Here is a 1,050-nt window from a genome sequence, read left to right on the forward strand (position 1 = left end):
TACCTTCACGGCGGCACAGCTCAGCTATGCTGCTCTCGCCCCGCAGGCCATCAAGCACAATGCGGATCTTCTCTTCCGCCGAATACTGCCGACGCGTCGCCCGGCGGATATCGCGGATCAACCGTTCCCCCGATGTCGTCTCCGGCAAGGATTTCTGGCTCATACTTCACTCCTTCGTCGTTACGATGAGCCAGAAATCCTCCATTATTCAATTCACCAATTTCGTCCCATAGATCCTGACGGCGGACACCATCCTGAAATGGGCCGATAAGATGAAGGTTGAATGGCACTATATCGCCCCCGGGAAACCGCAGCAGAACGGGTTTGTTGAAAGTTTCAACGGCCGATTGAGGGATGAATGCCCCAACGAAACGCTGTTCACCTCCCTCAGCCATGCCCGACAGGTTCTGGCTGACTGGCGGGAAGACTACAATACGGTGCGTCCCCATTCCCAACTGGATGGCAGGACACCGGATCAGATCGCCAGACAAGGGTCTCGGGGGCATGCCCCCGAGACCCTTGTCATCCCATCAACCCCAAGCCATAAAAAACGGGAACTCTCCTTTTGAGTGGATACAAAAAAGGGGGCACGTCAAAAGTCTTGTGGGACGTTGGCGGCGACCTGCAACGCGGCAGGCTGGTACGTCTTTTGCCCGAGTACCAAGGGGAGACGATCGGATTGTTTGCAACGATGCCAAGTCGACGCAACGTGCCTCTGCGCGTTCGAACTTTTCTCGATAATTTAAGGGATTTTTTGGCGCATCAACCGTCGCGGCATTAGTGGAAACAATTGATATGTATGACTACGGCGTGTCGTCAGTTAAGCAGGATGATGATTGAGGCGAACTGCACGGCTGCGAGGAAGGTCGATTTCAGTTTATCGTATCGGGTTGCGATAGCGCGAAACTGCTTTAGTTTATTGAAGAACCTCTCAATCAGGTTCCGTTCGCGGTAGAGAGAAAAATCGGTTTTCCGTCGTGTCGTTCTGTTGCGTTTTGGCGGGATGACCGGGGTAATCCCGCGTTGTATCAGCCGATCGATCAACCTGTC

At 53.7% G+C, this 1,050-nt stretch carries 1 protein-coding gene and 2 pseudogenes; 1 reads left to right on the forward strand and 2 read right to left on the reverse strand.

The window, feature by feature from the left end; translation table 11 throughout:
- A pseudogene (locus KP699_RS16225) lies at positions 1–163 on the reverse strand (IS3 family transposase); the annotation flags it as partial.
- A 73-nt stretch (positions 164–236) separates the two neighbouring features.
- On the opposite strand from KP699_RS16225, the pseudogene KP699_RS16575 reads away from it, so the two are divergent.
- A pseudogene (locus KP699_RS16575) lies at positions 237–569 on the forward strand (transposase); the annotation flags it as partial.
- Positions 570–816: 247 nt separating this feature from the next.
- On the opposite strand, the gene KP699_RS16235 reads toward KP699_RS16575, so the two are convergent.
- Positions 817–1,050 (reverse strand): transposase (locus tag KP699_RS16235; protein ID WP_215762927.1); only part of this gene is annotated, 234 nt, incomplete at its 5' end.

It is taken from the genome of Acetobacter sp. P1H12_c (assembly GCF_018811975.1).
In the GTDB taxonomy this organism is placed as follows: Bacteria; Pseudomonadota; Alphaproteobacteria; order Acetobacterales; family Acetobacteraceae; genus Acetobacter; species Acetobacter persici.